The following is a 23,481-nucleotide window of genomic DNA, read 5'->3' as shown; positions in this document are numbered from 1 at the left end:
CACCGTGGATGTCGGACTGCTCTTCGACCTGCGCAACCCCCAGCGATGGCAGCGGCCCCGCGACCGCCACTACGGCCGCATTCTCGACTTTTGCGCTGAGGCTGACCAGCGGGGTGTCGGTGGCCTCTGGTTCACCGAGCATCACCTGTTCGCCGACGGCTATCTTCCGCAGCCACTGACCTTCGCGGCGGCGGCCGCCGCCCGGACCCGGCGGGCCCGCATCGGCACCGCGGTGGTGGTGGCCCCGCTGCACCATCCTGTCGAGATCGCCGAGCAGGCGGCCGTGGTGGACCTGATCAGTGGAGGGCGCCTGGAACTCGGGCTCGGTGCCGGCTACCGCCGTCCCGAGTACCAGCTGTACGACGTCGACTTCGGCCGCCGCATCTCCCGCGCCGGCGAGCACATCGAGCGGGTGCGGGAGCTGTGGCGCGAGCGTGGCATCACCCCGGCGCCGGTGCAGGATCTTCCTCCGCTGTGGGGTGGCTTCTACGGGCCGCGTGGTGCCCGCCTGGCGGGCCGGCTCGGCATCGGCCTGCTGCACCTGTCGCGCGAGTCGTTTCTGGAGTACCAGCGGGGCCTGGCCGAGGGTGGCCACGATCCCTCGGTCGCAAGGGTCGCGGATCTGCTGCCCATCCTGTTGGCCCGGGACCCGGAGCGGGCGTGGGCCCGGCTCGGCCCGCACCTGGTGCACCAGGTCAACTCCTACCGGCAGGGCGCGCTGGAGGGCACCGGCCAGACCTCTCCGCCGCTGACGCTCGACGACCTCCGCGACCCGCACGCCCGCGACACCCGCGGCCTGCTGCGGATCCTCACCGCGGAGGAGGCGGCAGTGGAGATCAAGGAGCTGACCGCCGGGCTGCCGGTCCGCCACCTGATCTTCTGGGCGGACATCGCCGGCATGCCCGACGATCTGGTCGCCGACAACATCGCCCTGGTCACCGGCCGTCTTCCGGCGCTGCTGGCCGCGGCGTCATGACGGCGCTCACCTCGCGCCGCTCGTCAGCCCTGTTGCTCGTCCTGTCCGCCACCATGATCCTCGACGCGGTCGAGGTGTCGGTGGTGCTGGTCGCGGTGCCGCACGTCGCGGCCGACCTGGACCTGCCCCTCGCCTCGGCGCAGTGGCTGGTCAGCGGGTTCGCCGCCGGGTTCGCCGTACTGCTGCCGTTCGGACCGTGGCTGGCCCGCCGTTTCGGCCGCCGCCGCACCTATCTGACGGCGATGGCCGGCTTCGCCGTGGCGTCCCTTGCCGGCGGCCTCGCCGACAGCGGCGCGGTGCTGATCGGCATCCGCGTGGTCAAGGGCATGTGCGCGGCCCTGACCGCGCCCGCCGGGCTGGCCATCATCGCGACCGCCTACCCCGACGGGGCCGCGCGGCGGCGCGCTGTCGGCGTGTACTCGCTGTTCGGAGCGGCCGGGTTCACCACCGGCCTGCTGCTGTCCGGTGTGCTGGCCGAATCCGGATGGCGGTGGACCTTCGTCTTCCCGGCACCGGTGGCCATCGCGTTGATGCTGCTCAGTAGCCGTCTGCTGCCACCGGACTCGACGGAGTCGGCACACTCGGACGTCCGTCCAGCCGGACTGCGGATCACCGGCGCGCTGCTCGGGGCGGCGGTGACGGCATCGGCTCTCAACGGGGGCTACCAGACCCTGCTGCTGCTGCTCACCTTCGACCTGCAAGGCCGGTTCGGGTGGACCGGCTGGCAGAACGCCTTCGCTCTGCTGCCGGCGTGCCTGCCGCTCGCACTCGCCGCACCGTGGGGCGCTGCCCTGGTAGCCCGGTTCGGCGGGGACCGCCTGATCGCCCTGGGAGCTGCCGCCGCGCTGCTGGGCTACCTGAGCCTGCTGTGGCACCCCCACCCCGCCCGGTACGTCACCGGCGTACTGCCGGCGCTGTCCCTGGTTGGTCTCGGGTTGGTGCTGTCGTTCGCCGCGCTCAACATGCGTGCGACGACGGCGGCGCCACCCGGCCGAGGGCCTGCGGCGATCGCGTTCTACCAGGCGGCGGTCCAGACCGGAACCGTGGCGCTGCTGCCCGTCGCCGCGACCGTCACCGCTGCCGGCGAACGGCGTGCCGCCTGGCTGATCCTCTCCCTGGCGGCGGCGGTTGGCCTGCTGGCCGCCGTCGGCGTCTCGTCCCCGCACAGGAAGGCAGTTCCTTGACCGACATCTCGCCGCTACGACTCGCGGTGATCATCGCCAGCGTCCGGGACACTCGGCTCGGCCCGGCCGTCAGCGAGTGGGTGCTGGCCCAGACGGCCGCCCGGCCCGAGCTCGACGTCAATCTCATCGACCTGCTCGACCATCCGCTGCCGCTGGTGCTGCCGGCACCCGGGCGGTCCCCGGAACCCGAGGTGGCCGCGATCCGTGACCGGCTGAGCAGACAGCTGGCCGAGGCCGACGCCTTCGTCATCGTCACGCCGGAGTACAACCACAGCTTCCCGGCATCGCTGAAGAACGTCCTCGACTGGTTCCTCAGCGAGTGGGCCGGCAAGCCGGTCGGCTTCGTCTCCTACGGCGGCCACGCGGGAGGGCTGCGCGCGGTCGAGCAGCTACGGCTGGTCTTCGCCGAGCTGCACACCGTCACCGTGCGGGAGACGGTCAGCTTCCACCACGCATGGCAACAGTTCCCCGTCGGCGCGACGGTGACCGACGCGGGTGCCGCGGCGGCGGCGAAGACACTGTTCGACCAGCTCGTCTGGTGGGCCCGCCCGCTGCGTGCCGCCCGCGCGGAGCACCCGTATGGCTGACCCGGACTCCCCGGAGCCGGACGTCGCGGCGGTCTTCGTGACCCGCTGGCACACCCCGGCGGCGACCGCCGCGGTGCTCCAGGAGGTGACCGCGGCCTGGGCCGCGGCCCCGTGGCCGCCGGGTCTGCTGTCCCTGGACGCCTATGCCGGGGTCACCGCCGAGACCGCACTGCTGTACGTGCGCGCCGCCGACCCGGACGCCTACGCCCGGCACGTCAGCACTCTGCCCGGCGTGGCCCGGCGCACCGCCGTCGAGTACCGGCCGCACAGGGCCATCGTGCTCGACGGCGCTCCGACCGCCGGATGCGCGGTCGTCGCCGATTTCGACGTCGACGACCCGCCCCGGCAGGAGCAGATCGTCACGTCCGTGGTGCGGGCGCTGGAGCAGACACCCCCGGAGCACCACCGCGGCATGCTCAGTGCCCGTTTCCACCTCAGCGTGGACGGCACCCGGGTGCTCAACCTGGCGCGGTGGACCGACGACGCGGCCCACGAGGCATTCCTCGCGGGCGCCACCCGGCGGGCAACACTGCGGGCCACCGCCGCGACCCCCGGAGTGCGGCCGATCGGTTTCCAGCGCTACCACCTGTTCCGCAGCCTCGGCCCGACCCGAATCAAGGAGAACCAGCCATGACCATTCTGGTGACCGGAGCCGGCGGACGCATCGGCGCCACAGTTCTGCGGCAGCTGTACGAACAGGGCCGGCCGGTCCGGGCGGCCGGCCGGACGAAGCCGGCGGACCTGCCCGGCGGTGTGGAGTGGGCCGACCTTGATCTGGCTGCGCCCACGTCGGCGGCACGGGCGGTGGCCGGAGTCGAGCAAATCTTCCTCTACGCCCGACCCGAGGGCGCTGAGCAGCTTCTGAAAGCGGCCGCCGACGCCGGCCTGCGGCACATCGTGCTGCTGTCGTCGCTGGCCATCGACCACGACGCCGAGCAGCCCGGCCCGATCGCGCTCCAGCACCTGCTGGTCGAGCGGGCCATCGAGGCCGCCGGGATCGGCGCGACGGTGCTGCGTCCCGGGGCCTTCGCCAGCAACGCGCTGCAGTGGGCCGCGCAGATCCGGGCCGAGGGGCGGGTGGCGTTACCGTACCCGCGCACCTACAGCGAGCCGGTGCACCCGGATGATCTCGCGGAGGTCGCGGTGCGTGCGTTCGACGACGGCCGGGCCGGTGCGGTGCACCGGATCACCGGCCCGCAGTCGCTGTCGGCACGCGAACAGGTCCGGGCCATCGGGGAGGCCACCAATAGGCCGATCGAGGTACGCGAGATCGACCCGCAGAGGTACGCCCAGCAGTTGTCGGCGCACGTACCGGCGACCTTCGTCCGTTCCCTGCTCGACTACCAGCGCGAACGCGACGGGCAGCCCGGGCCGGTGTACGACGTGGCCGCGTTGCTGGGTCGCCCGGCCCGGCCGTTCGCCACGTGGGCGGCCGAGAACGCCGCATCGTTCAGCTGAGACTCCACCGGCTCGGGCGCGACCTCGTCGGGAGCCGCGCCCGAGCCGCTCGTCACCAGATGACGGGCAGGTGCCGCACGCCACGCATGACACGGTTGCGCTGCCAGCTCACGTCGTCGGCCGGGACCGCCAGCCGCAACCCCGGCAGCCGGCGTACCAGGGTGTCCAGCATGACCTGCAGCTCCAGGCGGGCCAGCGCGGCCGCCGGGCAGTGGTGCGGTCCGTGGCCGAAGGCTACGTGCGGATTCGTGGCACGGCCCAGATCGATGGTCTCGGGGTCGGTGAAGACGGCAGGGTCACGGTTGGCGGCGTCATTCTGGGCAACAACAGCGTCGCCGGCCCGGATCACCTTGCCGTGTAGTTCGACGTCGACGACGGCGATCCGGGAGAACGGGGCCACCGCGGCTGCCAGGGGTGTGAACCGCAGCAACTCCTCGACCGCGCTGGGCACCAGGGTGGGTTCGGCCACCAGTTGCTGCCAGAGCTCTGGCCGCGAGAGCAGGGTGTAGAGGAAGTTGCCGGTCTGGTTCGCGGTGGTCTCGTGACCGGCGGTGAGCAGGTCGACCGCGAAGATGGCGAGTTCCGCGTCGGTGAGCCGGTCCTCGCCCTCGCGCGCGTTGACCAGCTGGCTGAGCAGGTCGTCACCGGGATCGCGTTGCCGCCGGGCGATCAGATCGCGCAGGTAACCGTCCAGGCTGGCGCGGGCGGCCTCGATGGCTCGTGGGTCGTCGGCGGTGAGCGCCATCATCTCGTTCGTCCAGCCCCGGAAACGGTCCCGGTCCTCCGGCGGGACGCCGAACACCTCGCAGATCACCGTGATGCCCATCGGCCAGGCCAGCATGACGGCCAGATCCGCTGGCGGCCCGGCGTCGACCAGACGGTTGACGAGAAGGTCCACAATGCCCTGTACCCGTGGCCGGGTGGCATCGACCTGATGTTTGGTGAAGGCCTTCGCCGCGAGCCGGCGTAGCCGGGTGTGCTCGGGAGGGTCCATGCTCAGCAGCGATTCCGGGTGCTGGATCAGCGGGCTCGAGCGAGGCACGTCCTTGCCGACACCGGCCGCCCGGCTCAGGCGGGGATCGGCGAGCACGGCACGGACATCCTCGTAGCGGGTCACCAGCCAGGCGTCGCCGCCGTGCGGCATGGTGACGCGGGCCAGCGGTTCCCGGTCGCGTAGCTCGGCGTACAGGGGATCGAGGTCTAGCCGTTCGGAGGTGAGGTCCGCGGAGTGGTAGGGGCAGCCGGGTGCGGCCCGATCGGGCTCAACGGTGGTCATGCGGGTCTCCGTCGCTACGAGGGCGGGCATTGCCTTCCGACCGTAGGACCGAGCTGGGAAACGTTGTGCCAGGCGACTTTCGGCTTATCCATAATTGAGTGTCAGATCCGGGAAAAGCAGGGTGCGACGCTGGTGCGGCACGGGCGGGGCCGGCCGTGGCACGAGACAGAAGCCGACGCCGCGGACGGTGTGGATGCGGTCGCTGTCGCCGAGCTTTCCGCGCAGCGAACTGATGTGCGTGTCGACGGTGCGACTGGCACGCGAACTCAACGAGCGCGGGTCGTCCCAGATCTCCGCCATCAGGCGCTGGCGGGTAACCACTGTCTCGGCGTGCCGGACGAGGAAGACCAGCAGGTCGAATTCCTTGCGGGTCAGTTCCACCGCTCGGCCGCCGACGGTGACCTCCCGGGCGGCCACGTTGACGCGCAGGTCACCGGCTTCCAGGACGGATGTGTCGGCCCGGCCCGGCCCGGCCCGCAGTCCGGCACGCCGGTTGATGGCCTCGACGCGGGCGATGAGTTCGCGCAGCTCGATCGGGCTGTCCAGGCAGGAGTCGGCACCCGCCTCCAGCCCCAGCACGCGGTCCAGCTCGGTGCCGGCGTCGGTGAAGGCGATCACCGGGGTGTCGCAGCGCTCGCGCAGCCGGCGGCAGACCTCCAGACCGTCGATGTCCGGCAGCTGCAGGTCGACCAGGATGAAATCCGCTCCACGGAGAGCCCTCAGCGCTGCTGCCCCGGTGTCGACGGTGGTCACCGAGTGTCCCTGCCGTTGCAACGCCGGGACGAGATGCCCGTGGGCGATACGAGGTTTTCCCACCACGAGGACCTGCATTGTCCCCATCCTCTCCTGTCGTCTTCGCGGCGGCCGCGTGCCGGACCTCGTCGACCGGCACACGCCGCTGCGCGATCAGCCGCGCCTGCCGTACGCCATCAGGAAGGTGCGTACGGCGGTCCGGGCGACGCGTTCGAGCTCCTGGTCGTCGACGGCCTTCGTGCCGAGATGCGAGCGGGCCTCCATCGGGCCGGTCAGCAGAGCCAGAAACTGCTCGGCCGCCTCGCTGGGGTCGGGCGTGTCGAGGTGGCCGGCCAGTGACAGCCGGGCCAGCCGGTCGGCGAGGGCCTCCCGCAGGCGGCTCGCGCCGTGCCCCCACACGACCTCGAGCAGGTCGGGAAACTGGTTGATCTCGGCGTAGAGAAGTCGGCGCAGTGCCCACGACCGCTGGTCGCAACATCGATGCAGCAGTTGGCGGGCGGCGTCGTGCAGGGCGCTCTCCGGGTCTGCCGCGGCGCCGGTGCCCAGGGACGTCTCGACGACTGCCAGGTTGCCGGCCATCATGTCGCCGGCGACGGTCGCCAGCGCCTCACGGAACAGGGACTCCTTGTCGCCGAGGTGGTTGTAGACGGTGTGCTTGGCCACGCCGGCGACCTCGGCGATCTCCTCCATGCAGGCCCTCGCGAAACCGCGGTTGGCGAACACGGTGAACGCCGCCGCGAGGATCGACTCGCGTTTGTCAATGCGTCCGCGGGGCGCTGGACGGCTGGTGGGGACGATCGTCGATTCCACGATGAGACCTTACCTCTCTGTGCATTTAACCGCACTATCCGTATCAACTAGTTAACGAAGTGCATTGCGCCACCCTATCCTGCTCCCTAGACTGCACCCGTCAGTGCAATTCGTTGCTCGACCTAGTGGAGATCGTGATGAGTCAAGGAGAGGTGCAACGCCTCGATCCCGCCCTTCGCCGTCTGATCGGCGTGGTGCTGCTGGGCGGGATCATGGGCATTCTGGACGGCTCGATGATCGCCGTGGCCGCCGATCGGCTGGCCCACGACTTCGGCGCATCACTGGCGACCGTCAGCTGGGTATCCGCGAGCTACCTGCTCGCCCTGACCGTGACGATTCCGGTCACCGCCTGGGCCGTCGACCGGGTCGGCGGCCGGCGGCTCTGGCTGGCCGGACTGGTCGTCTTCCTGATCGGGTCGATCCTCTGCGGTCTGGCGTGGAACGTGGAGAGCCTCATCGCCTTCCGGGTGCTGCAGGGCGTTGGTGCCGGGCTGGTCGACCCGCTCATGCTCACCCTGCTCGCCCGGGCTGCCGGAGGCTCCCGTGTCGGCCGGGTGATGGGCCTGATGGGCGTGGTCGGCTCCAGCGGTCCGGTGCTTGGCCCGATCGTCGGCGGCATCATCCTGGAGTCGCTGTCCTGGCGCTGGATGTTCCTGGTCAACGTGCCGATCGGGCTGCTCGCCCTGGCATTGTCGCTGCGCAGCGTGCCCCGCGACGCCGACAAGACGGCCCCGGTCGGCCGGCTGGACGTGATCGGCATCGCCCTGCTCGGCCCTGGCGTCGCCGCCGGTGTGCTGGCCCTGTCCCAGGTCGCCGAGCGCGGCACGTTCACCACCAGCTGGGTGCTCACCCCGCTCGCCGCCGCGGTCCTGCTGCTCGGCGGGTACGCCTGGCACGCCCTTCGCCCGCGCCGCGCCGCGCCGCTGATCGACCTGCGGCTGTTCACCCGGCCCAGCTTCGCCGCCAGCGTCCTGGTCGGTGGCCTGGTCGGGCTCGTTACCTTCGCCAGCATCTTCGCCCTGCCGCTCTACCAACAACTGGTCCGGGGTCACGACACCTTCGAGGCGGCCCTGCTGCTCGCCCCGCTCGGTATCGGTTCAGCGATCTCCATGCCACTGGCCGGCCGCCGCTCCGACCGGGTGGGTGCCCGCCTGCTCGCCCTCGGCGGCGCCATCCTGGCCGGTCTCAGCGCCCTGGTTTTCACGCAGATCGGCCCGCAGACGTCGCAGGTGTGGGTGACGGCGGCCTCCTTCACGATCGGGTTCGGGCTGGGTGCCGTCGGCGCGCCGACCATCGGCTCGCTCTACCGCACACTTCCCGCCGAGCTGGTCCCGCAGGGCAGCTCGGTGCTCTACATGCTCAACCAGCTCGGTGCCTCGATCGGCATCGCCGCCGTCGCCGTGGTCATGCTGACCGCCGGAGACGGCAATCCGCTGAGCGGCTTCCACGCCGCGTTCTGGACGATGGCTGGCGCACTGGCTGTGCTCATCCTCGCGAGCAACCTGCTGCCCGGGCGCCTAGCGCCCCAGGAGCCGCAGGAGCAGCCGCCGGCCGGCAGCGAGACCTCCCTGGCCGGTGCGGAGAAACCAGCATGAGCGTCGTCGTTGTCGCCGGCGGCACCGACGGCATCGGCCGTGCCGTGGCATTGCAACGGCTGGCCGCCGGCCACACCGTCGTCCTCGTCGGCCGCGATCCGGTCAAGGCCGACGCCGTCCGGGCGCAGGCGTTTCAGCTGGGTGCGGGGGAGCGGCTCCACTTCGTGCACGCCGATCTCAGCCTGCTGCGCGAGACCTCCCGCGCCGTCGAGCACATCCGCACGGCGTACCCGTCGGTGGACGCCGTCGTCCTGTGCGCCCGCCACTACCACTCGCGACGCAGCGTGACCACCGAGGGTGTCGAGGAGAACTTCGCCCTCTTCTATCTCAGCCGCTACCTGATCAGCCACGGTCTCGTTCCCGCGATGCGCCGGGCGCCCCGAGCGGTGGTGGTCAACGTGGCCGGTCCCGGCGCCGAACTGAGCGTGGTCCGCTGGGACGACCTGGAACTACGCCGGGACTACCACGGCGGCGCCGCCCTGGGGCAGGGAGGCAAACTCAACGACCTGCTCGGCGTCGCGTTCACCGACCAGCACGGCCCGGCCGGCCCCCGTTACGTGCTCATCCATCCCGGTGTCACCGCGACTGGCTTCTCCGGCACCTACGACACCGCCACGCTGCCGCACATCCGCGCGATGCAGCAGAACGCCAAGCCGGTCTCGGCCGTGCTGCCACCGATTCTCGCCGCCCTGGACGATCCGCCGGCCGATCCGCTGAGCGCCTTCGTGGAAGGCGTCCGGCTCCGCGTCGACACCGCCGGATTCGATCCCCGGGCCGCGCGGCGCCTGGACGAGCTGACCCGGAAGCGGCTGGCCGCCCTGCACCTCGATCTTCACGAGGATTTGGGCGACTCCTGAACCACCGGCCAAAACCTTGCGAACTCCTGACGGTACGACCCTCCGGCCGGTCGGTGTGACCCTGCAGGCTCAAGGAGTCACACCGACCGCGCCGCCAGTTTGGAGCCCCTCGATGACCTCGGTTCAGCCCTCTCCGCGCCCCATCCTGGACGATCCCGGCACCGCCGTCGTGCTCGTCACCGTCGTCAAGGCTCGCAACCAGCAGCACCAGCAGGAGCTCGCGGACAGTGCGATCCGGCACTGGCAGAGCGCCGCCGCGCGGGATGCGGAACGTCGTGGGCAGACACCCCACTCGACGCGACCGGTGGCGCTCAGCGTGTTCGTCAGCGGCGACGGCCACGAGGTGCTGGCCTACGCCCGATACACCGGGGACAGCCCGCCGCCGACCGGGCCGGCCGCCCAGGGCGCGGGCGGACCCCGGTGGTGGACGTACGGACCGGATGAGCCGATGTCGATTCCGTTCCGGCCGTACCGCGTCGTTCGCGGCAGTGCCGAGGATGGCGCGACGTCGCCGGAGTCCTTTCCCGTCGCCTTCTTCACGATGGATGAGCAGACCTCCGCCCAGAGGTGGGTGGACGACATGCTGCGCGGGGAGGAGGAACGCGAGGGCGCCGACCGCGACTATCCCGGTGCTCTCGCCGCTCACCTACAGGTCAGCTTGGACGAGCGGCGGGTGCTGAGCTTCTCCGAGTGGCGCAGTGAGGCCCAGGCCGCAGCGCACATCGCTGAGGTTTGGGCGCCGTTCCTGGAACGGCTCGGTGCCACCGGAGCCCTCTACCGGCATTACCGTACGGTGGCCGCCTGACCCGGCTGGTGCTGTCGGCGGTAACGGCGCGTGGTCGCGGCCGAGGAGGTCGCGGGATGCCGACCTCGATCTCTGGATCGAGGTGGTGATGGAGTTCAACACCAAGGTCCCGGGTGAGAAACCCGCGAAAAAGACACCGACAGGTCGGCGCGGCCCGGGCCCAACGTCCCGGCTTTTCCGATCCCCGGCGGCGCGGGCCCTGGTTGCGCCGCCGCTGGACGGCGGGCGCTGCGCCCGGTGGCGGCGGCGACCTTCCAGCCGCAGCGGGTGACTTCGCTGACCAGCACGAGCCCAAGCCCTCGGGAAGCGCCCGCACGCCTTCCAGATCGCTCATTCGGTCCGTTACTCCCGAGCTGCGGGCTAGTTTGCCTATAACTATTAGGCAGGAGCATAATAGGCATAGGTAGTTAGGGGGAGGGTGATGGAGAGGCTAGGGCTGACGCCGGCGCGTCTGACCCGAGCGGGGGCGGAGCTGGCCGATGAGGTCGGCTTCGACGAGGTCACCGTCTCGGCGCTCGCCCGGCGGTTCGGCGTCAAGGTCCCGAGCTTGTACTCGCACCTGAAGAACTCGCAGGACCTCAGGATCCGCATCGCGCTGTTCGCGCTGGAGGAACTCGCCGATCGCGTCGCCGACGCCGTCGCTGGTCGTGCCGGCAGGGACGCCCTGGCCGCGTTCGCTCACGCCTACCGCGAGTACGCCAGGGAGCACCCGGGCCGGTATGCGGCCGCCCGGCTCCGGCTCGGTCCGGAAACAGCGGCCGCCAGCGCTGGCGGCCGGCACGCCCAGATGGCCCGGGCGATCCTGCGGGGCTACGACGTGGACGAGCCGGACGCGACGCATGCGGTCCGGATGCTGGGCAGCGTCTTCCACGGCTACGTCAGTTTGGAGCTGGCCGGTGGTTTCGAACACAGCGCTCCCGCTGCGCAGGAATCCTGGGACTGGATCGTGGATTCGCTCGACTCGCTGTTACGTAACCGCAGCTCTACCTGACCCGGACAACGGCCGCACCACCGCAAGCGGTTCGCTGCGCGGCGCGCCGATGAACACCGAGATTCGGTCGAAAGGCTTGAGGCAATGACCACCGAACGCCAATGGATCACCCCGGTCACCGCGGATCTCCTGCGCGGCTTTGTCGACCTGGAGTCGACCGCGCGCGGTCTGCTGCCGCATCGGCTGACCACCCAGGCGCGCCGGCAGATCCCCGACGACCAACTGGCCATGGCCGAGGCCCAGCCCTCCGGTGTGCGGCTGGCGTTCCGTACCCGGGCCACCACGATCGAACTGGACACGCTACCCACCAAGCGGGTCTACCAAGGCTTCCCACCACCGGCGGACGGCGTCTACGACCTGCTGGTCAACGGCCGCCTGGCCGCACAGGCATCGGTGCCCGGGGGCAACGTCCGGACCGTTACCGACATGTTCACCCAAACCTCGGTGCTGACCGAGGGGCCGGCCGGCACCGCCCGCTTCGCGGATCTGCCGGCGGGGGAGAAGGACATCGAGATCTGGCTCCCGCACACGGAGATCACCGAGCTGATCGCGCTGCGTACCGACGCGCCCGTTGAGCAGGCCCCGCCCAGTGGGCGCAGGACGTGGCTGCACCACGGCAGTTCCATCAGTCACGGCTCGAACGCCGCTCATCCCAGCGCCATCTGGCCGGCCCTGGCCGCGGCTGAGGGCGGCGTGGAGTTGGTCAACCTGGGGTTCGGCGGGAGCGCGCTGCTCGACCCGTTCACCGCCCGCGCGATGCGCGACATCCCGGCGGACCTGATCAGCCTGAAGATCGGCATCAACATCGTCAACAGCGATGTGATGCGTCTGCGCGCCTTCGCTCCCGCGGTCCACGGTTTCCTCGACACTGTCCGCGAGGGGCATCCGACCACACCTCTGCTGGTCGTGTCGGCCATCCTGTGCCCGGTCCAGGAGGACACGCCCGGCCCCCTCGCGCCCGACTTCGAGGGCGGGACCCTGCGGTTCAGGGCGACGGGGGATCCGGCCGAACGCAGCGCTGGGCGGCTGACGCTCAACGTCATCCGTGCCGAACTCGCCCGGATCGTCGAACAGCGCACGGCCGACGACCCGAACCTGCACTACCTCGACGGACGGGACCTGTACGGCGAGGCGGACTACGCCGAACTCCCGCTACCCGACGAGGTCCACCCTGACCCTGCTGGACATCGCCGCATCGCCGAGAACTTCGCGCGGCTCGCGTTCGGCGAGGGTGGCCCCTTCGCCGCCAAGACCGGCTGACCAATTGGGGTGCGCTGAGCAGCGACGGCCACACGCCGGTGCTGCTCGGCGCAGTCCGTGCCGGGTTGTCCCGATCGGCTCGCGCATGGGAAACAGGCGCGAGCGCGCTGGGATCGGCGGACACAACGTCGATCACTGGCCTTGCTCTCAGTGTGCTGATGGTGCCTTCCATGCCTCGGACAACTCGCGCTTGAACGCATGGACTTGGCACCTCGAAATGCCGAGACTGCGAATACGCACACGTCCTCCTCGGTCGGCCGTATGGTGACCGAGAGACTGCCGTCGGGACATCTTCCATGCTGAAGGGGCGTCGGTCGCGATGCGAGAAATCAGCGACGAATTTTTCTTTACCATGGCAGAGGTTTCTGGTGCTCTTGTCGGCACACTTCTCGTCGGAGTCTTCTTCTACCTCGACTCCGACCTGCACAAGACCCGCAAGGGCTCAGCTGCGGCCGACCGCTACATGCGCTCAGGAGTGCGGTGGATCTTCTTGGTCTCGGCCGTGCCGCTCATCGTGTCGCTCACACTCGCCGGCCTGGAGCCGATCTGGGGTGCTCTTACTTTCATCGCGCTCTCGGTCGTGCTGGTTGCCTCAACTGCCGACACGACCTACCGCACAGTCGCTCGCGGCAGCTCGGCCATATCAACCGCGTTCATTGTCAACGAAGTCGCCACCACGGCGGCGGTTGTCGTACTTGTCACGCTGCCCTGGGTGCTTGGTGGCTGGGTGCCACCGCCAGCTGCCTTCGTGCCCTCGCTTCTGCTGGCCTTGGGATCCGGCTTTTTCAGCATTGTGGCGCTCGTCATGACTCTCTTCGGGCCAGCCCGGCACGACGACGCCCCTGCATAGCACCCGCCCTGCGCTCGTGCAGGCTTCGCCCTGCTCGAAGGGTGCCGCACCGTGCTATGGCCGATTACGGAAGCTGGGGTCCTCGCTGGAGAGTTGCTCATTCACGCCATGGCGGGCGCGATGATCGCGCGAACGGCTCCGAAGATTTGCTCGACGGCCCGGGAAGTGGTCATTCATCCAACCGGGATGTATCAGGGTATGAACTGCGGCACCACGTCGGCGAGTGCATGGTCGAGGATTTCCAGGCCCAGGTCCAGCTCCGCGTGGGTGGAGGTGAGCGCTGGCGCGATGCGGAAGACGCCGCCCATGCCGGGCAGCTGCACCACGTTCATGTGCAGGCCCAGCTCCAGGCAGCGCCCTGTGACCGCGGCGCCCAGCGCGTCGGCCGGTCGTTTCGACTCCCGGTCGCTGACCAGTTCGAGCCCGACCAGCAGCCCGCGGCCGCGCACGTCGCCGACCACGGGGTGTCGTTGGCTGATCTCCTGAAGACCCTTGCGCAGGTACGAGCCCAGGTGCGCCGCCTGTTCGTCGAGCCGGTCGGCCTCCAGCACGTCCAGGACCGTGTTGCCGACCGCGGCCACCAGCGGGTCCGAGACGTGGGTGGTGAAGAAGAGGAAGCCGCGCTCGTGCGCCGTCTGCTCGATCTCCGGGCTGGTGACCACAGCGGCCAGCGGCAGGCCGGCGCCGAGCGTCTTGGACAGGGTCAGGATGTCCGGCACGACGCCGTCGCGCTGGAACGCGTACCACTCTCCGGTGCGGCACAGACCGGTCTGCGCCTCGTCGAGGATCAGCAGCCCGCCCCGCTCGTGCACCTTGTCGCGCAGCGCCAGGAGGTATCCCGGCGGCAGGTCGATCACGCCGCCGGAGCTGAGGATCGGCTCGACGATGCATGCCGCCAGGCTGCCCACCGACTGGGCGTCGAACAGCTCGAAGGCGAACTCCAGCTGATGCCGCCAGTCCAGCTCGCCGCTGGGAGAGGTGAAGTCGGGCCGGTACGCGTTCGGCGTGGGGATCGCGAAGTTGCCGGGCGCCGCGGGCCCGTACCCCTTGCGCCCCGAGCTGTAGGTGGCGCTCGCCGCAGCCTGCGTCATCCCGTGCCAGGACCGGGCGAACGAGATGATTTCGTGCCGGCCGGTGACCAGCTTCGCCATCCGGATCGCCGCCTCGTTGGACTCCGCGCCGGTGGTGAGCAGCAGGACCTTGTCCAGCGGCGCGGGCAGCGAGCCGGCGAGGCGGCGTGCCAGGTCGACCACGGGCCGGCTCAGCATGCCACTGAACAGGTGGTCGAGAGTGGCTGCCTGCCGCTGGATCGTGGCTACGACGGCCGGGTGGGAGTGGCCGAGGATCGCGCTCATCTGCCCCGACGTGAAGTCGAGCAGGCGGCGGCCGTCGGCGGTGAAGACGAAACTGCCCTCGGCGCGGTCGATGATCTCGCGGACGAAGCTGCCCGCGCCGATGTAGCGGACCAGGTGACGATCGGCGTCGGACCAGAAGGAATCAGCCATGGATCGACGCTAGGCAGCCAGGACAGGCACGTCCATCGCACATTTCCGCTGTCGCTGTTAAGCAAAGCCGTACAGTCGGCGGTCATGACGCTGAATCCGTGGCGACTGCGCCTGCTCGCCGACCTGGCGACCTACGGCACCGTCCGGGCCGTTGCGCAGCGCGGCAACCTGAGCCCGTCGGCGGTGTCGCAGCAGCTGACCACACTGGAACGGGAGACCCGGACCGCGCTGCTCGAACGCACCGGGCGGCGGGTGCGGCTCACTGCGGCCGGAATGTTGCTCGCCGGCCGGGCTCGGGAGATCCTCGCTGCCATGGACGCGGCCGAGGCGGAGCTTCGCCGCCTCGCCGACGAGCCAGCCGGCACGGTCACCGTGGCCGCGTTCCAGAGTGCGGTGCAAGCCCTCGCCGAACCGGCGCTTGTCCGTCTCGCGGCCCGACACCCGGATGTGAGCGTGGTGTTGCTGGAGTTGGAGCCGCACGAGAGCATGCCGGCGCTCCGTCGCGGCGACGTCGACCTGATCATCACCACGGCCGACTTCGCCGGCGCCGAGCTCTCCCCGGAGATCCACCTGGTGCCGCTCGCCACCGACCCGATCGTGCTCGTACTGCCACCGGAGCATCCGCTGACCAGCGCCGAGGCGATCGCCCTGGAGGCGTGCGCGCAGCAGCGCTGGACGTTCGACGTCGCCGGCTCGTACATGTCCGAGCTGTCCACCCGGCTGTGCCGGGAGGCCGGCTTCGAGCCCGTGGTGATCTGTCGGTTCAACAACTACATGCTGGCGCTCCAGCACGTGGAGAACGGCCGCTCGATCACCATGCTGCCGAAGCTGGCGGTGGACCCGCGATACCGGGTGGTGACCCGACCACTGAGCCCACCGCTGACCCGGCGCATCACCGCCGGCGCCCGGCGAGCGGCCGCGTCACGCCCCGAGGTGACGGCCGTACTCAATGCCCTGAGAGCAGGTGACTGACCTTGGCCGGACCGTCGGTCGGGCCAGCGCCCGCTCCTCGGCCTCGCGATCGGACCCGGTCAGCCCGCCGCCGTGCGTCTACAGTCATAGACGGCCGGGGGTGATCGGCCTGGGGTACATCGGTACAGCGGTTGACGCTAAACCGGTGGTCGAAGGCGGGTGACTTGCCGCCGTTGCTGGCCATGGCAGCACGACGGGCGATCTGGTCCGAGCGTTCGGGGACGACGTGCCGGATCCCGCGCCGCCGTAGGGCTCGGCGGGTGGAGTCGTGCGCGTAGCCCTTGTCGGCGATCAGCACGCCCGGGGCGCTTGCGGGGCCGTCCGGGTCCGAACTCGTTGACGCGGATCGCGTCCAGCAATGCCAGGAGCTGGGGGTTGTCGCCGGCTTGGCCGGGGCTGAACAGGATCGACAGCGGCCGGCCGCGTCCGTCGACCGCGAGGTGCGCAGCTTCCACAGAATCCCGTTGATGACCTGACGGTGATCACGCCACCGCCCCCGCGCAGCACCCGGGGGGACGCCGAGCCATTCGGTCACAGCGGTGACGGGTCGTCGCGCAGCCGGCTGTAGAGCCACCCGTCGCGCCAGGCGCCGGCCCGGAACTCGCAGGCCCGCACGACCCCCTCCAGTTGGAAGCCGGCCTTCTCCAGCGACCGCTGCTCGGCGGCGTTCTCGGCATGGGTGCTGGCCTGAATGCGCTGCGCCGGGGTGTGGCTGAACAGGTAGTCGCAGAGCAGCGCCTGGGCCCGCCAGCCGATGCCCTGGCCGCGCCACTCGGGCAGCAGCACGATGCCGATCTCCCAGTAGGGCGCCCGCCCACCGTACTGGCCCTGGAGATAGCTGAGGTAGCCCGCCCGGGCATCCGCCGCCGACTCGACCTGCACGACCAGGCCGCCAGTCCGCTCGCCGAGATAGCCGTCCTCGGCGAAGCGGCGGGCCGGCGCGGCCGCGTCCCGGAAGCCGGCCCAGTCGAGCCCGATCAGCCCGGGTTCGACCGCGAACCGGCGCAACATCGCCAGGTCGTCCTCGGCCACCGGGCGCAACCGTACGGTCGAGCCGGGCGCCTGGTGCACAATGCCGGCCACCAGCGGATGGGAACTGTCCATCCTCCGCACCGTAGTGACGGGCCGGGCCGCCCGCTGCCCCGGGCCGGCGGCCGTCACGTGGTAGCGCAGCATTCCCGGAGGGTGACCACGCCAGTGCCGGTGAGGTCGTCGCAGTACACGGCGCAGCCGGCCATCGCCATGGTCAGCGCCAGCATGCTGCCGCTGACCACCGTGCCGGTCGGCGGCGAAGGGCCCGCCCGTCGCCGCCACCCGCAACCCCTTGACGACGCTCTACTGGGCCAAGTCCACCACCTCGGCCACGTAACACGGACATCGAGCTGTGGGCATGCGCTTGACCAGACCAGGCAGAAGGATGCCGGACATGGTCCGCACGCCGCCGGTCCACGCCGGAGCATTGGCCGCGGTCGAGACGTTCTCGATTCGCCCGTCGGCGCCGATGTCGACCACCGCGTCGCGCAACACCGTGCACGTGATGTCGCACGGAATCACGATCGGAGCGCGGAGCCGCAACGGAACGCGTTTCGCTTCCACAGATGCATTGCAGACCGTGTGCCCAGAACAAGGTCAACCCCCATGCCGTACTCCTCGGTCACGGGCAGCGCCGGCGGCGCTCTTCAAGCCCGGCGTGGCGCGGCGGGCGCTGCCCGGGGCGAGACGGCAAGTGCGGACACTCCCTTGACCGTGTGGCGGCGACAGGGTTTTCACTGGTACGGCAAGTCTTGGATAGGGGAGTCAGATGCGAAAAACCTTGTCGGTCGTGCTCGTTTCGGCGGTCGCGGCAATGTCGCTGGTGTCGGTTCTGGGGGCTTCCCAGGCGACAGCGCAAAGCGGGTTGACGTGGGGTCCGTGCCCCGCCGACAGCGCGCTGCCCGGACTGGAATGCACGACGGTCCAGGTCCCCCTGGACTATCGGAAGCCGCAGGGGCGGCAGCTCGACGTGGCGGTCTCCCGTCTGCCGAGCAAGGACCCGTCGCAGCGGCGGGGCGTGTTGGTGACCAATCCGGGCGGTCCCGGCGCCGGGGGACTGATCTACCCGGGCCTGCTCGCCGGCAATCTGTCACCGCAGCCGCTGCCGCGCAGCGTCCAGGACCAGTACGACGTGATCGGATTCGACCCGCGCGGAGTGGGCCACAGCTCGCCGGTGACCTGTGACCTGACGCCGGAGCAGATCGCGCGGCGCAACCTTTGGTACCCGGCTGACGCGGCCGGCGTACGCAAGGACGCCGAGATCGCGAAGGCGATGGCCCGGCAGTGTGCGACATCGGAGACGGCCGCGCTGCTGCCCCACATCACCACCGCGAACACCGCACGGGACATGGACCGCATCCGGGAAGCGCTGGGCGAGCCGAAGATCTCTTACCTCGGTGTGTCGTACGGCACCTACCTCGGCGCGGTCTACACGACGATGTTCCCCCAGCGCAGTGACCGGTTCGTGCTCGACAGCAACCTCGGCCCCGGTGGTTACGACCTCACCGCCATGCGACGGGTCGGCCGCGGCCTGGAGGACCGGTTCCCGGACTTCGCGAAGTTCGCCGCCGCCAATCCCCAGTACGGGCTGGGCACGACGCCGAAGCAGGTGCGCGCGAAGTTCTTCGACCTCGCCGCGCGGCTGGAGAGGTCACCGGTGCAGGGCGTGGACGGTTCGTTGTTCCGGGGGATCACGTTCGACCACCTCTTCAGCGACGTGAGCATGCCCACCCTGGCCGCGGTGTGGAAAGCGCTCGACACGAATCAGCCGATGCCGCCCGAGCCGCCGCCGGCGAATGTCGACAACGCCGTCTCCGGCCGCCTGCATGTCATCTGCGGCGACTCGAAGTGGCCGAGTTCCGTCCGCGACTACCAGCGGGCCGTCGCGGTCCACCGGGTCAAGTACCCGTTGGTCGGTGCCGCCGCGGCCAATATCGGTCCGTGCGCGTTCTGGCCGTCCCCGGTCGAGCGGCCGGTGCGCATCGGTGACCGAGGGCCGTCGAACGTGCTGATGGTGCAGAACGTTCGCGACCCGGGGACCCCGCTGGTCGGCGCCCGCGAGCTCAGGAACGCGTTCGGTGCCCGGGCGCGGATGGTGACGGTGGACCAGGGTGGTCACGGCGCCTACTTGCTCTTCGCCAAGAACATGTGCGCCAACAACACGGTGACGGCCTTCCTCACCACCGGCCAGCGTCCGCGGCACGACGTCACGTGTGCGGCCGAGGCCGGCTGAAGGCTGACGCGTGGCGAGTCGATCAGTCGTACGGGTTCGGGCACCGGACAGCGTGACCGCCGATGCCCGCGACGGTCGCCGGGCGCGTTAGCGCCCGGCCCGCCGATCGGCCCGGTCCACGACGGACATCAGGGCGGCGGCCTCGGCATAATCGGTCACCGCGACGGTGACCGGTTCGGCACTGACGTCGGCGAGACCGGCAGTGAGAAGTCGGCGGCGCAGCGTGCGCCCGGTCGACGTTGCTGCCGGCAACGCGGGAGCGAGCTGTCGGTATGTCTCACTCAGCTGCGGCGTCCCGTCGAACAGCTTGGACTCCCAGTCGGTGTCGATCAGGCACGCCCGGCCGCCGGGACGCAGCACCCGCACCATCTCGGCGATGGCGGCATCGGGGATCGGTGACGTGTTGTAGCACGCGCTCGCACCGGACTCCGTCGAAATGATCGTCCGGGTACGGCAATGCGAGCGCGTCTTCCTGGTCGTACCGCGCTACTGCGGCGTTCGCTCGCTCGTGGGCGAACGCCGCGGCGGCCTCCGAGTTGTCGACGCCGATCACCTGGCCGGCCGGGCCGACCAGTGCTTTGAGGTCGCACACCACCTCACCTGCGCCCGAGCCCACGTCCAGCAGCCAGTTCGGATCCTGGAGGTCCCAAGCCTCCAGCGCCCTTCGGCGGACTCGGCGGATCGTCGGCAATTGGGCGGCCACCTCTAAGTGTCGCAACAGGAAACGCCGGTTGTCGGTGGTCTGTTCGTCCAGAGCGGTGAAGGGGGTTCGAACGTTGTTCACGTCCTCTGCGACGTGTCGGGGAGGCCGCAGTTCATGTCTGGTAAACCTCTCCTGGCTTCTATCTCAGTCGGTGACCTTGCTCCGGGCCTGGTACAGCAGGTCCTGGTACTCGGGGTGCCGGGCGATCCACCCCGTGTAGAACGGGCAGATCGCCAGCACCCGCAGGTTCGCGGCGCGAGCCTCGTCGAGGGAGGCCCGGGCGAGCGCCGCCCCCACTCCCTTGCCTTCGTATTTCGGAGGAACCTCGGTGTGCACGAACGCGATGAGCTCCGCCGTGCGAATGTATTCGGCGATGCCCGCCAGATCGGACTCTCCTTGCCGGGCTTCGTACCGTTTGGCCTCGGGAACGTCTCTCACGTGTACTGCCATATGTCCTCCATGTGTCTACTTCGGAGATCGAAGCCATCCGAGCCGTAGGGTGAGCTTGTGGCCCGCGTCCAGGGGGTTCCGCCAGGCCGGTGATGACATCGACCTCGGCTTCGATCGTCATGTCCGGCTCGAACCGCCGCCGTCAGCTGCCGGGCTGGGCCGGAGCTCCGCGCGCTCGACGGCCGTCAGGTGCTGCGGCACGCGTTGTCGCAGAACGGTCGCTCCAATGATCGGCCGCAACCGCACAGCGTCATCCGGTGTTTCGGGTGAGGTCGCGGGCCGGCGCCGGTCAGCGTCAGGTTGCCGTGCAGCAGGATCTGCCCGCGCTCGTTCGCGGTCACGACGGTGGGGTCGGGCGGTGTCTCCTCGGCGCCCCCGTCGTGCCGGCTGTATTGCAGCGCGCCGCTGGGGCAGCGTTCCACGACGGCGACCAGCGCGGCGCCGCCGGCGTTGTCCGGGGCGATCCAGGGCCGTGCGGCGACATCGAACACCTCCGGGAGCCCTCGCACGCACTCGGCGAAGTGCAGGCACCGGTCGCGGTCGAACGTGACCGTGATGTCGGATCCCGGGTACGACTTCAGATTCGGCTCACTCATCGTGCTCGCCCAGAACAGTGCGGGAGCTCTGGCCGCGACGGGTCAGATCCTGACACTCCGGGTGGATCTTGATGAACCTCGCGAAGAACGGGCACGCCGGCACCACCCGCAGGCCCCTTCCGCGTACGTCGACGTCGTCGTTCATCGTGTCAGCCAACACCGTGTGGTCGGAACACGGTCAAGCACCACCGGTCGGTACGCGGGCGGGTCTTCAGAGGCGGCGTTCTTCGAGGTTCATGGCGATCAAGGTCCGTCCCCTCCGATTGACTGTGTCCCGAGGACACGGTCTTGAATGACCGGGTGTTCGACGATTGGCGGCGGCGCCGAGCCATCCAGCGCATCAAGGCCGGGGACGGGCGCGCGCTGAAGAGATTCCGTTGGTGGCAGTCGCTGTCCCGGTCCCTGTTCTACCTTCCCGCGGACGCCGGCGCGGGCCGGCCGGTGGAATACGCGGTCGACGTGAACCACATGAAGAGCAACGACAACCTCGACACCGAAGCCCACCTGTACCGCGACGGCCGGCGCTTCGAGCGGGCGAGGCTCCCTGCGGTCTTCCCGATCGAGGGCGGCGCGATCGAGGTGAGGACGTCGGCCTTCGGCCTCCGGCGGTGCCACTTCGTCGCCGACGACGGGACCGAGCAGCAGCTCGTGCCGGATCCGCGCTCGGCCGAGGGGCGCCGCGCCCGGCTCGACCGTGAGCGTCCGTTGCTCAGCCGCTGGATCGGCGTGATCTCCCTCGTCCTGATCGTCGTGTCGCTGGTCCTCGGCCTTCCGCAGACCGTCGAGTCGATCTCCCGGTTCCCGCCGCTGGCCGAGCGGTTCGGTGTTCTCGAGTCGCCGATCGACGCGTCGGCCTGGCTCAACATCGCGCTTGCGGTCAGCGCGACGGTGGGTAGCACCGAGCGTGCTCTGCGCCTGCGGTACAACCGATGGCTGGACGCGGTGGCGGACTGACGGCGGATCGGGCTTCCGTCCGCAACTGCTGGCGGGCCAGCTCTTTGGCGCGGTGGATGACGTCGAACTGGGCCTCGTTGTGGAGTTCCCGCAACGCGTCGACGAACGTCTGCCGCGTCACGGCTCCCCCCGACGACACGTGCGCCATCGCGTCGTTGTCCATCCACGGATAGTCACGAAGGGTACGGACCAGGGACGGCGCATACTTCTCGGCGAGGTGCTGCCGCGTCGCCTCGTCGGCGTCCGCGGGCAGCGCGTCGAAGTCGGCGCTGACGTCGTCGTCGTCGCTGTTGTTCTCCACCGCGTGCCGCACGTCGGCCAGGGCCTGGTCGTCGAAGAACTGCGTGTACATGTGGATAAGTGAGCGATCGGCCTCGGACAGGCGGGCAGCGACGGGCTCGAAGCCCGGTGGCGTGTCAGGCGGCGCGTTCTCGCTCAGGATGGCTGCGATGCTCTGCCGGGCCTTTTCCAGCCGTTCGATGGCGGCCGCGTGGTCGACGTCGATCTGCTGGAGCGTCTCGGGGGAGCCCGCGCTCGGCTCGTTGATCCGGGACAGCGGCACGCCCAGCTCGACCAGCCGGCGGATGTGCAGCAAGCGTACGAGATGCGATATTTCGTACTGTTTGTAACCGTTGTGGCGGCGATCGGGCTCCTCGAGCAGGCCCAGACGATGGTAATGCCGGATCGTGTTCACCGTGGTGCCCGCGAGTGTCGCGAGTTCGCTCGTGCTCCAGGCCACGTCGATCCCCTTCCCGGCCCCTCGGGTGCGGACCTCGGCCGCAGGCGACAAGTACCGGGTGGTACTCAAGAAAGCCCGAGGTTAACAGCTGATTGCCGGCCGGCCTGAGCGTTCCCCGTCACTCTCGCGGGTCCTCGGGCAGGGCTCCGCGATGACGTTGACTGTGTGGCCAGCACACGGTGGGCCTCGACGTGTTCACCACCGGCGAGCACCACAACGTGCCCTTCGTGCCGTCCTCGCCGACCACCATGCTCGGCTGGATCGCCGCCCGTACCGAGAAGCTGCTGTTGAGCACGGCCACGACGCTGATCACCACAAACGACCCGGTGAAGATCGCCGAGGACTACGCGATGCTGCAGCATCTGTCGGACGGGCGGGTCGACCTGATGATGGGCCGCGGCAACACCGGTCCGGTCTACCCGTGGTTCGGTAGGGACATCCGGGCCGGCATCCCTCTGGCCATCGAGAACTACGCGCTGTTACGCCGGCTGTGGCGGGAGGACACCGTCGACTGGTCGGGTAAGTTCCGTCGCCAACAACACCCTCTGGCCCACCTCGCATACCCAGCGCATGGTCGGGCTCTACCGCGAGCGTTTCGCCCACTATGGCCACGGCGAGCCCGACCGGGCCATTCGCCGCCCGCAAACCGGCGCACGCCGGACGCCCCGACGCACGAGTCCCTGAAGAAGGCTGCGGCCACGGCGACGAGCACCGACTGAACACCCCCCGGGGTCCACCCGTGAACCGCCACGCCGATTCACGACGACCTGGGCAGACCGTCCTCTGGCAATCCGTCCGGGTACAGAAAATCCACGCTCAGGTGATCTTCCTCGGTCGGGCTGGAGACTGCTCCCAGCGCAAACCGTGTTCCACGAAAACAGTCAAGGCGATAGCG

Annotated in this window: 26 protein-coding genes and 2 pseudogenes; 15 read left to right on the top strand and 13 right to left on the bottom strand. The window is 69.9% G+C overall.

Features of this window, described 5'->3' with window-relative positions:
- Window positions 1-4 precede the first annotated feature (4 nt).
- From AB0C01_RS06710 to AB0C01_RS06690, 5 genes are read left to right on the top strand one after another with little or no spacing between them, the layout of a single operon-like run.
- Complete coding sequence (locus tag AB0C01_RS06710; RefSeq protein WP_357570465.1) at window positions 5-976, top strand: LLM class flavin-dependent oxidoreductase; 972 nt, start codon at window positions 5-7, stop codon at window positions 974-976.
- Window positions 973-2,160 carry an MFS transporter gene (locus tag AB0C01_RS06705; protein WP_357570464.1) on the top strand — a complete coding sequence of 396 codons (1,188 nt, stop codon included), beginning with the start codon at window positions 973-975 and terminating at the stop codon, window positions 2,158-2,160. Before AB0C01_RS06710 ends, AB0C01_RS06705 begins: the two co-directional genes overlap by 4 nt.
- The gene (locus AB0C01_RS06700; RefSeq protein ID WP_357064840.1) at window positions 2,157-2,747 is read left to right on the top strand and encodes an NAD(P)H-dependent oxidoreductase; all 591 of its coding nucleotides are present in this window, start codon (window positions 2,157-2,159) and stop codon (window positions 2,745-2,747) included. Before AB0C01_RS06705 ends, AB0C01_RS06700 begins: the two co-directional genes overlap by 4 nt.
- On the top strand, window positions 2,740-3,381 hold the full coding sequence (locus AB0C01_RS06695) for a hypothetical protein (RefSeq protein ID WP_357570463.1): 642 nt from the start codon (window positions 2,740-2,742) through the stop codon (window positions 3,379-3,381). Before AB0C01_RS06700 ends, AB0C01_RS06695 begins: the two co-directional genes overlap by 8 nt.
- A complete protein-coding gene (locus tag AB0C01_RS06690) occupies window positions 3,378-4,205 on the top strand; it encodes an NAD(P)H-binding protein (RefSeq protein ID WP_357570462.1) in 828 nt (275 codons plus the stop codon). The genes AB0C01_RS06695 and AB0C01_RS06690 overlap by 4 nt, the downstream gene beginning before the upstream one ends.
- Window positions 4,206-4,257: 52 nt before the next feature.
- On the opposite strand, the gene AB0C01_RS06685 is transcribed toward AB0C01_RS06690, so the two are convergent.
- The 3 genes from AB0C01_RS06685 to AB0C01_RS06675 all read right to left on the bottom strand — a co-directional run bounded on the left by AB0C01_RS06685 (window position 4,258) and on the right by AB0C01_RS06675 (window position 7,044).
- Window positions 4,258-5,481: a cytochrome P450 gene (locus AB0C01_RS06685; protein ID WP_357570461.1), complete on the bottom strand. Its 1,224-nt coding sequence runs from the start codon at window positions 5,479-5,481 to the stop codon at window positions 4,258-4,260.
- Window positions 5,482-5,565: 84 nt separating this feature from the next.
- Window positions 5,566-6,312 (bottom strand): response regulator transcription factor, encoded by a 747-nt coding sequence (locus AB0C01_RS06680; RefSeq protein ID WP_357240446.1) that lies wholly within the window; start codon window positions 6,310-6,312, stop codon window positions 5,566-5,568.
- Window positions 6,313-6,387: 75 nt separating this feature from the next.
- Window positions 6,388-7,044: a TetR/AcrR family transcriptional regulator gene (locus AB0C01_RS06675; RefSeq protein WP_357240443.1), complete on the bottom strand. Its 657-nt coding sequence runs from the start codon at window positions 7,042-7,044 to the stop codon at window positions 6,388-6,390.
- 137 nt (window positions 7,045-7,181) lie between these two features.
- On the opposite strand from AB0C01_RS06675, the gene AB0C01_RS06670 reads away from it, so the two are divergent.
- The 6 genes from AB0C01_RS06670 (at window position 7,182) to AB0C01_RS06645 (ending at window position 13,402) form a co-directional block, all read left to right on the top strand.
- A complete protein-coding gene (locus tag AB0C01_RS06670; protein ID WP_357240440.1) occupies window positions 7,182-8,639 on the top strand; it encodes a DHA2 family efflux MFS transporter permease subunit in 1,458 nt (485 codons plus the stop codon).
- Window positions 8,636-9,496: an SDR family NAD(P)-dependent oxidoreductase gene (locus tag AB0C01_RS06665; protein ID WP_357570460.1), complete on the top strand. Its 861-nt coding sequence runs from the start codon at window positions 8,636-8,638 to the stop codon at window positions 9,494-9,496. Before AB0C01_RS06670 ends, AB0C01_RS06665 begins: the two co-directional genes overlap by 4 nt.
- A 112-nt stretch (window positions 9,497-9,608) precedes the next feature.
- Complete coding sequence (locus tag AB0C01_RS06660; protein ID WP_357570459.1) at window positions 9,609-10,301, top strand: hypothetical protein; 693 nt, start codon at window positions 9,609-9,611, stop codon at window positions 10,299-10,301.
- Window positions 10,302-10,722: 421 nt separating this feature from the next.
- Window positions 10,723-11,292: a WHG domain-containing protein gene (locus AB0C01_RS06655; protein WP_357570458.1), complete on the top strand. Its 570-nt coding sequence runs from the start codon at window positions 10,723-10,725 to the stop codon at window positions 11,290-11,292.
- Between the two features lie 84 nt (window positions 11,293-11,376).
- Window positions 11,377-12,552: a GDSL-type esterase/lipase family protein gene (locus AB0C01_RS06650; RefSeq protein ID WP_357570457.1), complete on the top strand. Its 1,176-nt coding sequence runs from the start codon at window positions 11,377-11,379 to the stop codon at window positions 12,550-12,552.
- Between the two features lie 319 nt (window positions 12,553-12,871).
- Window positions 12,872-13,402, top strand: coding sequence for a hypothetical protein (locus tag AB0C01_RS06645; RefSeq protein WP_357570456.1), 531 nt, complete (start codon window positions 12,872-12,874; stop codon window positions 13,400-13,402).
- 191 nt (window positions 13,403-13,593) lie between these two features.
- Here AB0C01_RS06645 and AB0C01_RS06640 read toward each other — a convergent pair whose 3' ends face one another.
- Window positions 13,594-14,907 carry an aspartate aminotransferase family protein gene (locus AB0C01_RS06640; RefSeq protein WP_357240420.1) on the bottom strand — a complete coding sequence of 438 codons (1,314 nt, stop codon included), beginning with the start codon at window positions 14,905-14,907 and terminating at the stop codon, window positions 13,594-13,596.
- An 84-nt stretch (window positions 14,908-14,991) separates the two neighbouring features.
- Here AB0C01_RS06640 and AB0C01_RS06635 point away from each other — a divergent pair, with 84 nt between their 5' ends.
- Complete coding sequence (locus AB0C01_RS06635; protein WP_357240417.1) at window positions 14,992-15,879, top strand: LysR family transcriptional regulator; 888 nt, start codon at window positions 14,992-14,994, stop codon at window positions 15,877-15,879.
- A 205-nt stretch (window positions 15,880-16,084) separates the two neighbouring features.
- On the opposite strand, the pseudogene AB0C01_RS06630 reads toward AB0C01_RS06635, so the two are convergent.
- The 3 genes and pseudogenes from AB0C01_RS06630 to AB0C01_RS06620 form a co-directional block, all read right to left on the bottom strand.
- Window positions 16,085-16,322: pseudogene (locus AB0C01_RS06630) on the bottom strand (IS5/IS1182 family transposase); the annotation flags it as partial.
- Between the two features lie 88 nt (window positions 16,323-16,410).
- The gene (locus AB0C01_RS06625; protein ID WP_357240414.1) at window positions 16,411-16,983 is read right to left on the bottom strand and encodes a GNAT family protein; all 573 of its coding nucleotides are present in this window, start codon (window positions 16,981-16,983) and stop codon (window positions 16,411-16,413) included.
- A gap of 231 nt (window positions 16,984-17,214) precedes the next feature.
- The gene (locus AB0C01_RS06620; RefSeq protein ID WP_357570455.1) at window positions 17,215-17,475 is read right to left on the bottom strand and encodes a hypothetical protein; all 261 of its coding nucleotides are present in this window, start codon (window positions 17,473-17,475) and stop codon (window positions 17,215-17,217) included.
- Window positions 17,476-17,881: 406 nt separating this feature from the next.
- Between AB0C01_RS06620 and AB0C01_RS06615 the strand changes: the two genes are divergently transcribed.
- Window positions 17,882-19,144 (top strand): alpha/beta hydrolase, encoded by a 1,263-nt coding sequence (locus tag AB0C01_RS06615; protein WP_357570454.1) that lies wholly within the window; start codon window positions 17,882-17,884, stop codon window positions 19,142-19,144.
- A gap of 87 nt (window positions 19,145-19,231) precedes the next feature.
- Here the strand turns inward: AB0C01_RS06615 and AB0C01_RS06610 are convergent, their stop codons facing one another.
- The 5 genes from AB0C01_RS06610 to AB0C01_RS06590 all read right to left on the bottom strand — a co-directional run bounded on the left by AB0C01_RS06610 (window position 19,232) and on the right by AB0C01_RS06590 (window position 21,038).
- Window positions 19,232-19,504: a hypothetical protein gene (locus AB0C01_RS06610; RefSeq protein ID WP_357570713.1), complete on the bottom strand. Its 273-nt coding sequence runs from the start codon at window positions 19,502-19,504 to the stop codon at window positions 19,232-19,234.
- Entirely contained in the window at window positions 19,422-19,847 is a 426-nt protein-coding gene (locus AB0C01_RS06605; protein ID WP_357570698.1) for a methyltransferase domain-containing protein, read from the bottom strand. The genes AB0C01_RS06610 and AB0C01_RS06605 overlap by 83 nt, the downstream gene beginning before the upstream one ends.
- Before the next feature lie 144 nt (window positions 19,848-19,991).
- Window positions 19,992-20,297 (bottom strand): GNAT family N-acetyltransferase, encoded by a 306-nt coding sequence (locus AB0C01_RS06600; RefSeq protein ID WP_357570453.1) that lies wholly within the window; start codon window positions 20,295-20,297, stop codon window positions 19,992-19,994.
- Between the two features lie 185 nt (window positions 20,298-20,482).
- Window positions 20,483-20,893: a (4Fe-4S)-binding protein gene (locus AB0C01_RS06595; protein WP_357570452.1), complete on the bottom strand. Its 411-nt coding sequence runs from the start codon at window positions 20,891-20,893 to the stop codon at window positions 20,483-20,485.
- Window positions 20,886-21,038, bottom strand: a complete 153-nt coding sequence (locus AB0C01_RS06590; RefSeq protein WP_357570451.1) for a hypothetical protein — start codon at window positions 21,036-21,038, stop codon at window positions 20,886-20,888. The genes AB0C01_RS06595 and AB0C01_RS06590 overlap by 8 nt, the downstream gene beginning before the upstream one ends.
- 143 nt (window positions 21,039-21,181) lie before the next feature.
- On the opposite strand from AB0C01_RS06590, the gene AB0C01_RS06585 reads away from it, so the two are divergent.
- Window positions 21,182-21,847 carry a hypothetical protein gene (locus AB0C01_RS06585; RefSeq protein ID WP_357570450.1) on the top strand — a complete coding sequence of 222 codons (666 nt, stop codon included), beginning with the start codon at window positions 21,182-21,184 and terminating at the stop codon, window positions 21,845-21,847.
- Here AB0C01_RS06585 and AB0C01_RS06580 read toward each other — a convergent pair.
- Entirely contained in the window at window positions 21,771-22,586 is an 816-nt protein-coding gene (locus AB0C01_RS06580; protein ID WP_357240382.1) for a MerR family transcriptional regulator, read from the bottom strand. The two genes, AB0C01_RS06585 and AB0C01_RS06580, sit on opposite strands and share 77 nt — an antisense overlap.
- Window positions 22,587-22,765: 179 nt before the next feature.
- Between AB0C01_RS06580 and AB0C01_RS06575 the strand changes: the two are divergent.
- Window positions 22,766-23,219 (top strand): annotated as a pseudogene (locus tag AB0C01_RS06575) (LLM class flavin-dependent oxidoreductase); the annotation flags it as partial.
- Window positions 23,220-23,481: the final 262 nt, after the last annotated feature.

The sequence above is a fragment of the Micromonospora sp. NPDC048905 genome (assembly GCF_040649655.1).
Classification (GTDB): Bacteria; Actinomycetota; Actinomycetes; order Mycobacteriales; family Micromonosporaceae; genus Micromonospora.
Note: the sequence above shows the minus strand (reverse complement) of the source record. Positions and strands in the feature narration are given on the sequence as shown.

Bases quoted from the DNA above. Each gene is read 5' to 3' on its own strand.
- AB0C01_RS06625 (WP_357240414.1), bottom strand. From the start codon at position 16,983: ATGGACAGTTCCCATCCGCTGGTGGCCGGCATTGTGCACCAGGCGCCC.
- AB0C01_RS06665 (WP_357570460.1), top strand. From the start codon at position 8,636: ATGAGCGTCGTCGTTGTCGCCGGCGGCACCGACGGCATCGGCCGTGCC.
- AB0C01_RS06600 (WP_357570453.1), bottom strand. From the start codon at position 20,297: ATGGCAGTACACGTGAGAGACGTTCCCGAGGCCAAACGGTACGAAGCC.
- AB0C01_RS06680 (WP_357240446.1), bottom strand. From the start codon at position 6,312: ATGCAGGTCCTCGTGGTGGGAAAACCTCGTATCGCCCACGGGCATCTC.
- AB0C01_RS06650 (WP_357570457.1), top strand. From the start codon at position 11,377: ATGACCACCGAACGCCAATGGATCACCCCGGTCACCGCGGATCTCCTG.
- AB0C01_RS06655 (WP_357570458.1), top strand. From the start codon at position 10,723: ATGGAGAGGCTAGGGCTGACGCCGGCGCGTCTGACCCGAGCGGGGGCG.
- AB0C01_RS06705 (WP_357570464.1), top strand. From the start codon at position 973: ATGACGGCGCTCACCTCGCGCCGCTCGTCAGCCCTGTTGCTCGTCCTG.
- AB0C01_RS06670 (WP_357240440.1), top strand. From the start codon at position 7,182: ATGAGTCAAGGAGAGGTGCAACGCCTCGATCCCGCCCTTCGCCGTCTG.
- AB0C01_RS06645 (WP_357570456.1), top strand. From the start codon at position 12,872: ATGCGAGAAATCAGCGACGAATTTTTCTTTACCATGGCAGAGGTTTCT.
- AB0C01_RS06590 (WP_357570451.1), bottom strand. From the start codon at position 21,038: ATGAACGACGACGTCGACGTACGCGGAAGGGGCCTGCGGGTGGTGCCG.
- AB0C01_RS06660 (WP_357570459.1), top strand. From the start codon at position 9,609: ATGACCTCGGTTCAGCCCTCTCCGCGCCCCATCCTGGACGATCCCGGC.
- AB0C01_RS06635 (WP_357240417.1), top strand. From the start codon at position 14,992: ATGACGCTGAATCCGTGGCGACTGCGCCTGCTCGCCGACCTGGCGACC.
- AB0C01_RS06685 (WP_357570461.1), bottom strand. From the start codon at position 5,481: ATGACCACCGTTGAGCCCGATCGGGCCGCACCCGGCTGCCCCTACCAC.
- AB0C01_RS06695 (WP_357570463.1), top strand. From the start codon at position 2,740: ATGGCTGACCCGGACTCCCCGGAGCCGGACGTCGCGGCGGTCTTCGTG.
- AB0C01_RS06595 (WP_357570452.1), bottom strand. From the start codon at position 20,893: ATGAGTGAGCCGAATCTGAAGTCGTACCCGGGATCCGACATCACGGTC.
- AB0C01_RS06640 (WP_357240420.1), bottom strand. From the start codon at position 14,907: ATGGCTGATTCCTTCTGGTCCGACGCCGATCGTCACCTGGTCCGCTAC.
- AB0C01_RS06690 (WP_357570462.1), top strand. From the start codon at position 3,378: ATGACCATTCTGGTGACCGGAGCCGGCGGACGCATCGGCGCCACAGTT.